The organism is Sphingosinicella sp. (genome assembly GCF_052387495.1).
Lineage (GTDB): Bacteria > Pseudomonadota > Alphaproteobacteria > Sphingomonadales > Sphingomonadaceae > Allosphingosinicella.
The window spans coordinates 21,256-27,444 of record NZ_JBQTJC010000204.1; the positions used below are offsets into that span (position 1 = coordinate 21,256).

The 6,189-nt window shown below is 67.7% G+C and carries 6 protein-coding genes, 1 tRNA gene and 1 pseudogene; 2 read left to right on the top strand and 6 right to left on the bottom strand.

Features of this window, described 5'->3' with window-relative positions:
- Window positions 1-19 precede the first annotated feature (19 nt).
- Window positions 20-430 (top strand): low affinity iron permease family protein, encoded by a 411-nt coding sequence (locus ACT4N8_RS11475; protein ID WP_444858260.1) that lies wholly within the window; start codon window positions 20-22, stop codon window positions 428-430.
- Window positions 431-448: 18 nt separating this feature from the next.
- Here the strand turns inward: ACT4N8_RS11475 and ACT4N8_RS11480 are convergent.
- From ACT4N8_RS11480 to rpsI (ACT4N8_RS11495), 4 genes and pseudogenes are all read right to left on the bottom strand, one after another.
- Window positions 449-522: transfer RNA gene (locus tag ACT4N8_RS11480), tRNA-Gly, on the bottom strand.
- Between the two features lie 82 nt (window positions 523-604).
- On the bottom strand, window positions 605-3,325 hold the full coding sequence (locus ACT4N8_RS11485; RefSeq protein WP_444858261.1) for a putative bifunctional diguanylate cyclase/phosphodiesterase: 2,721 nt from the start codon (window positions 3,323-3,325) through the stop codon (window positions 605-607).
- Between the two features lie 59 nt (window positions 3,326-3,384).
- On the bottom strand, window positions 3,385-3,669 hold the full coding sequence (locus ACT4N8_RS11490) for a hypothetical protein (RefSeq protein ID WP_444858262.1): 285 nt from the start codon (window positions 3,667-3,669) through the stop codon (window positions 3,385-3,387).
- A 101-nt stretch (window positions 3,670-3,770) separates the two neighbouring features.
- Window positions 3,771-3,893, bottom strand: a pseudogene (rpsI, locus tag ACT4N8_RS11495) (30S ribosomal protein S9); the annotation flags it as partial.
- Between the two features lie 184 nt (window positions 3,894-4,077).
- On the opposite strand from rpsI (ACT4N8_RS11495), the gene ACT4N8_RS11500 reads away from it, so the two are divergent.
- On the top strand, window positions 4,078-5,010 hold the full coding sequence (locus ACT4N8_RS11500; RefSeq protein ID WP_444858263.1) for a HEAT repeat domain-containing protein: 933 nt from the start codon (window positions 4,078-4,080) through the stop codon (window positions 5,008-5,010).
- Window positions 5,011-5,146: 136 nt separating this feature from the next.
- Here the strand turns inward: ACT4N8_RS11500 and rpsI (ACT4N8_RS11505) are convergent, their stop codons facing one another.
- Window positions 5,147-5,728, bottom strand: a complete 582-nt coding sequence (gene rpsI / locus ACT4N8_RS11505; protein ID WP_444858264.1) for a 30S ribosomal protein S9 — start codon at window positions 5,726-5,728, stop codon at window positions 5,147-5,149.
- A gap of 1 nt (window position 5,729) precedes the next feature.
- Window positions 5,730-6,189, bottom strand: a 460-nt coding sequence (rplM, locus tag ACT4N8_RS11510) for a 50S ribosomal protein L13 (protein WP_444858265.1), incomplete at its 5' end; no start/stop codon positions are given.

Sequence of the window (6,189 nt, forward strand, 5' to 3'; positions counted from 1 at the left end):
ACGGGGCGCTTTGCGCGGCATGGACCGGATCTTCACGGCCTTCGCCAGCCGGATGTCCGCGCTGGTCGGGCAGCCGCTCGCCTTCGTCCTCGCCTTTACGGTGGTGCTGGTCTGGGCGGTGTCGGGGCCCTTGTTCGGCTTCTCCGACACCTGGCAGCTGGTGATCAACACCGGCACGACGATCGTCACTTTCCTGATGGTCTTCCTCATCCAGAACAGCCAGAATCGCGACGCCGCGGCGATGCAGGCGAAGCTCGACGAGCTGCTTCGCGCCCAGAGCAAGGCGCGCGCCCAGTTCATCGGCATCGAGCATCTCACCGACGCCCAGATCGAGGAGATCCGCGCGGCGCTCGAGGAAGAGACGAATGGCCGCAAGGGCAAGAAGGGCAAGGCTCACGACAGCGTCGATCGGCTGCTCGATCGCTATTGATTCAGGGCCTTAGGAGGTTGGAGCGGGTAGCGGGAATCGAACCCGCGCGTTCAGCTTGGGAAGCTGACAGGCTACCATTACATCATACCCGCGCGAAAACGCGCCTGCCACAAGCCTTGTGGAGCGGTCAACGTGTGGCGCCGACCCGTCGATTTCAAGCGATGGTGCGGCGGCTCACGGACGGGTGCCGTAGCGCAGGTCGGCGGGGCTCAGCGCCCGCTTCTCCTCGCGCTGGGACAGCTCGATCGGCCGGTAGCCCTGCGAGAGCTTGGCGCCGAAGCCCGCGCCCTTGCCCGGCGCGAGCTTGCGCAGATCGAATTCTTCCTCGAACTGGATGCCGACGCGCTTGCCCTCACACCAGCGCACCTCGGCGCCGAGATGCCCGCAGCCGGGGAGATCGAGCTGGACCTTGGCTTCGACAGGCAAGGTGCGGCTGCTTTCGAGCAGCGCGCCGCCGGTCGAGATATTGCGCACGCGGACCGGCACGTTCATCCCGTTCCACTGCACGTTGGCGACCTTCAGCAGCCCCTGGCGGGGCGGCCGGTTGAACTGGAAGCCGTCGGCGGTGATCGCCTTGTTCTGCGCCGCGAGCGCGCCCGCTTCCTCCGCCGGCAACGGCCGCCCGAAGATATAGCCCTGGATGTGGCTGCAGCCGAGCTCGCGGATCATGGTGAGCTCGTCGTGGGTCTCGGCGCCCTCGGCGGTCGTGTCCATGTCGAGGCTTTCGGCCAGGGTGACGATGGCACGGATGATGGCGGCGTTGCGGCTGCCCGCCTTGGCGGCGCCGCGCACGAAGCTCTGGTCGATCTTGATCTTGTCGAACGGCGCCTTCTTCAGATAGCCGAGGCTCGAATAGCCGGTGCCGAAATCGTCCAGGGCTTGGCGGACGCCGCGCGACTTCAGCTTGGCGAACATGTCGTCGGTCGATTCGCTCTCGACCAGAAACACGCCCTCGGTGATCTCGAGCTCGAGCTGGCGGGGCTGGATCTGGGAATTGGCGAGCGCGCTGACGATCATCGCCGGCAGGTTCGGATCGGTGAACTGGATCGGCGAGAGATTGACCGCGACGCGGATATTCTCCGGCCATTTCGCCGCTTCCTCGCACGCGGTGCGGAGCACCCATTCGCCGACCTGGAGGATGAGGCCGCTTTCCTCGGCGAGCGGGATGAAGGTCGTCGGCGAGATCATGCCGCGCGAGGGATGCTGCCAGCGGACCAGCGCCTCGAAGCCCGACAGCTCCTCGGTCGCGGCGTTGACCACGGGTTGGTAGTAGAGGAGCAGCTCGCCCCGGCCGATCGCCTTCCTGAGGTCGTTCTCCAGCATCTGCCGGTCCTGCGCCTCGGTGTGCATCTCGGGCGCGAAGAAGCAGTAGGTGCCGCGGCCTGCGGCCTTCGCGGAATAGAGCGCGAGATCGGCGTTGCGGATCAGGGCGTCGGCGCAACTGGCGTTGCTGGCGAGCGCGATGCCCACCGAGGCGCCGATCGCGATATTATGCCCCTCGATCATATAGGGCATCGAAACCTGCTGGATCAGCCGGCTCGCCAGCTCGGACAAAGCCGATTCGTCGAGGCCGCGGAATACGGCCTTGAACTCGTCGCCGCCGAGCCGGCCAATCTGACCGCTCTCGCCGATCACGGTCGAGAGGCGCTGGGCGACCTGCTTCAGCAGCGCATCGCCGACCGGGTGGCCGAGCGTGTCGTTGACGTTCTTGAAGCGGTCGAGATCGATCAGGAAGAGGGCGCAGCCGGCGCCGGGCGCGCCGTTCTGCGCCTGCACCGCCTCGTCGAGCGTACGGCGCATCAGCGCCCGATTGGGCAGGCCGGTCAGCGAATCGTATTTGGCGAGGCGGTTGATCTCCTCGTCGGAGCGACGCTGCTGGGTGAGATCGGTGCCGATGCCGCGGAAGCCGAGGAAGCGGCCATATTCGTCGAAGCTCGGGGTGCCCGACAGCGACCACCAGATGTCGGCTGTGGTCTTGGCGCGGACGGTGATGTCGGTGAAAGGCAGGCGGGCCGAGAGGTGGAAGCCCAAGGTCCGCTCCGAGGTCTCGGCACCGGCGTTGTCGTCCGCGCCGATCAGGTCGGTGAACGGCCTGCCGATCAGATCGCGGGCCGGGGTTTTCAAGTCGGCGGCGAGCTGGTCGGAGACGTAGGAGAGCGCGCCGCGCCCGGTCGTCTCCCAGAACCAGCCGCGCCCGGCCTGCTCGAATTCCTCGATGAAGCGGTTGGCGCGTTGCGCGTTCCAGTCGATTGCCATCCGCCGCTTCATCTGGGCGAGGCCATCGGCGAAGCGGCCGAGGCTCAGGCGCACGAAGCAACCGGCGAAGAGCGCGGCGGCCCCGACCGCGAGGGGGTCGCCCCAGCGCAGCGCGACCGCGACGATGCCCGCCAGGCTGCCCAGCGCGGCGATGGCTGGGGAGGAAATGAAGGCGAGCGGCACGGCGAGCAGGCCGCCCAGCATCGCGATGTCGCCGATCAGCGAGCCCTGGCCGGCACCGAGCAGGACGACGGCCGCGCCCCAAATGCCGCTCGCGACGAGCGCATAAGCCGCCGCCGCTCGGGTCGCCGCGGTCGGCGGCCAGCTCGAGAGCGGGCGCTTGCGGCTGTAGAGGAAGAGCCCGGCATCGAGCAGGACGAGACCGGCCAGCAAGGCCGCCGCCGGAATGGCCAAAGGCGAGGCCGGCCAGAGGGTGGAGAGCAAGGCGGCGCCGGCGACCAGGTGGACGCACAGGAAGAAGCCCGGCAGCGGATCGAGCGCGCGGACGCGGTCGACCTGAGCGCTTTCCTCGCGCTCGTCGTCGAGGCGGCGAAAGTCGAGCGTGAACAGCCGGCCGAGGCTCATCGCCTCGTCGCCGCCCGCGCTCTCGCCCGATTCAGTGCTTCGCCACCTTCTCACAGAGAGCGCGATAGGCGATCCGGATTAAGAATCGGTTGTGGCCGCCGCCTAATGAAAGCTTACGACGCGTGGGCGTCCGGCTCGGGCTCGTCGGACGCCTCGTCGCGGCGGCGCTGGCGGCGTTCCTCGCGCTCGCGGCGGCGGGCCTCGCGGCCGAGCCGTTCCTCCTCCTCGCGAATCTCGCGGCCGCGCCGCTCATCCGCCTCGGACTGGCTGGTGGTCACCGCGTCCACGCCCGCGCTGACCGCGCGGACCGGCAGGGTGACGACGCCGACCGCAGTGCGGGCGAGGCAGCCGCCAAGGGCGAGCGGGAGAAGGAGAAGAAGCGGGAGCAGCTTGCGCATGGGGCGCTTTTAGCAGCAGCCGTTGGAAATCGCCCGGGCAAAAGAAAAGGGCGACCCGGTTTTCCACCGGATCGCCCCGTTTTCTCTTAAGCTGCCGAGGCTTAGCGCTTCGAGAATTGGAAAGAACGGCGGGCCTTGGCGCGGCCGTATTTCTTGCGTTCGAGGACGCGGCTGTCGCGGGTGAGGAAGCCGGCCTGCTTGACCGTCGTGCGAAGCGCCGGTCGCGGCCATCGACTGTAACCTGGCCCTGAGCCCGGCTTCAACCGGCGGATGTTATCAGCTGTTTGTCGAGGTATCTCGGCCGCTAAGACAGCCGTAGAATTGGCCGCTAGCTGAGGCCGGGAGCTCGTTGTTGGCATCGACGGACGGGAGTAGGCTTACGCCATTTTCAGGAGCAGGGGGCGCGCGATGGACGACCTTGAGGAGCGGCGACGCTACTATCCGGACTTTCCTGTGGGGCTCAGGAAGCTTTGCCTCGATGAGCTGGCAGCCTTAAAGACGCCTCATGCTGTCACCCAGCTGCAGGTCGCCGCCCTCGAGGACGAGGAGCCGGCGTTGCGATCACGCGCGATTGAGGCGCTCGGCGAGATCGGCAGCCGCAAGGCGGCAGACGCGTTGGTCGTGGTGATCGCCAAGAGCATGTACCACCGCCCGGGCCGGCCGGAGGACCGTGAGGCGGCGGCGCGCGCCCTACGCCGCATCGGCGAGGCGGGAGTGCGGGAGGCGCTGCTGGCGGACCTCTCAGCGCCCGAGGCGACAAGGCGCAAACGTGCCATCGACGTGTTGGCCGCGCTCCGCAGTCCCGGACTCTCGGAGCTTTTCGTGAAGGCGCTCGGAGATCCCGACCCGTCGGTTCGATGCGAGGCGGCAGACGCGCTCGGTGAGCTCGCCGATCGAGCGGCGGTTGATCCCCTGCTGGCGGTTCTCACCAGCGATGCGGATATCAGCGTCCGGGAGGCGGCGGCCCGTGCGCTGGGCGCCATTGGCGATCCGCGCGTCGCCGACGCTCTGCTCGCTGCGGAAATCGGCGTCGGCTACTTGTGCGGGGCGCTTTACAACTTCCCGCATTCAGGTCTCATCGAGCCCCTGGTCATAAAGCTTATGCACGCTGATGCGATGCCGTCTTGGGACGAAGGAGCCACCCGCAATACGATCGCGTTCCTGCTCAGCCGGATCGACCCTGACTGGCAGAAGACGAAGGAGGCCCGGGCGGCGGTGCCGGCTCTGACTGCGGGCCTACAAAGCGACGATCCAGAGCTGCGGCAGTCGGCGGCCAGACTGCTGAGGGCGATCGCCGATCCTCCGAGCGGCCCCAGCTCTGGAGGGTCGCCTCGGGGATGAGGATCAGCCGATCTATCGGGGTGCGCCGCCGATGCGAAGAACGAATAGGATCAAGCATCACATGACAGGAACCTAGAATCGAGAAAGGCGGCCCAGAAAGTCCGGACCGCCTTTCTCGTAACGAAGGGTGCTGGCGCTACCGCTTCGAGAACTGGAAGCTGCGGCGGGCCTTAGCGCGGCCGTATTTCTTGCGCTCGACGACGCGGCTGTCGCGGGTGAGGAAACCGGCCAGCTTGATCGCGGCGCGGAGCGCCGGCTCGTAGCGGGTCAGCGCCTGCGAAATGCCGTGCTTGACCGCGCCGGCCTGGCCGGAAAGGCCGCCGCCGGAAACGGTCGCGATCACGTCATACTGGCCCTCGCGGCCGGCGACGCCGAACGGCTGGTTGATCACCAGGCGCAGGGTCGGACGCGCGAAATAGACAGTCTGGTCGCGGCCGTTGACGGTGATCGTGCCGCTGCCGGGCTTCAGCCAGACCCGGGCGACCGCGTCCTTGCGGCGGCCGGTGGCATAAGCGCGGCCCTGCTTGTCGAGCTGCTGCTCGCGCAACGGGGCGGCGGGCGCCTGCGGCTCGGCCGGAGCCGCGGCTTCAGCAGGCGCCTCGGCGGTCTCGGCGGTCTCGGCTTCGTCGGCAGCCTCGACGGCCGGCGCTTCGGACTCGGCGGGCGCCTCGGTCAGCGCGGCCAGATCGGAAAGGGACTTCTTGTCTTTGTCGGCCATCTTATGCGCCCACCTTGTTCTTGCGGTTCATCGCCGCGACGTCGAGAGTTTCGGGGTTCTGGCCGCCGTGCGGGTGCTCGGCGCCGTTATAGAGGTGCAGCGAGCGCATCTGCTCGCGTCCCAGCGGCCCGCGCGGGATCATCCGCTCGATCGCCTTTTCGAGCACGCGCTCCGGGAACCGGCCCTCGAGCATCTTGCCCGCGGTGATCGATTTGATGCCGCCGGGATAGCCGGTGTGCTTGTAATAGATCTTGTCGGCGAGCTTCTTGCCGGTGAACCGCACCTTGCCGGCATTGACGATGACGACATGGTCGCCGCAATCGACATGCGGGGTGAAGCTCGGCTTGTGCTTGCCGCGCAGCAGATTGGCGACGATCGTGGCGAGCCGCCCGACCACCAGCCCGTCGGCATCGATCAGATGCCACTTCTTCTCCACCTCGCGCGGCTTGGCCGACTTGGTG

What these genes read in the sequence shown, in the direction of transcription:
- ACT4N8_RS11490 (WP_444858262.1), bottom strand. Translation starts at nt 3,669, where the DNA reads ATGCGCAAGCTGCTCCCGCTTCTTCTCCTTCTCCCGCTCGCCCTTGGC.
- ACT4N8_RS11475 (WP_444858260.1), top strand. Translation starts at nt 20, where the DNA reads ATGGACCGGATCTTCACGGCCTTCGCCAGCCGGATGTCCGCGCTGGTC.
- ACT4N8_RS11500 (WP_444858263.1), top strand. Translation starts at nt 4,078, where the DNA reads ATGGACGACCTTGAGGAGCGGCGACGCTACTATCCGGACTTTCCTGTG.
- rpsI (WP_444858264.1), bottom strand. Translation starts at nt 5,728, where the DNA reads ATGGCCGACAAAGACAAGAAGTCCCTTTCCGATCTGGCCGCGCTGACC.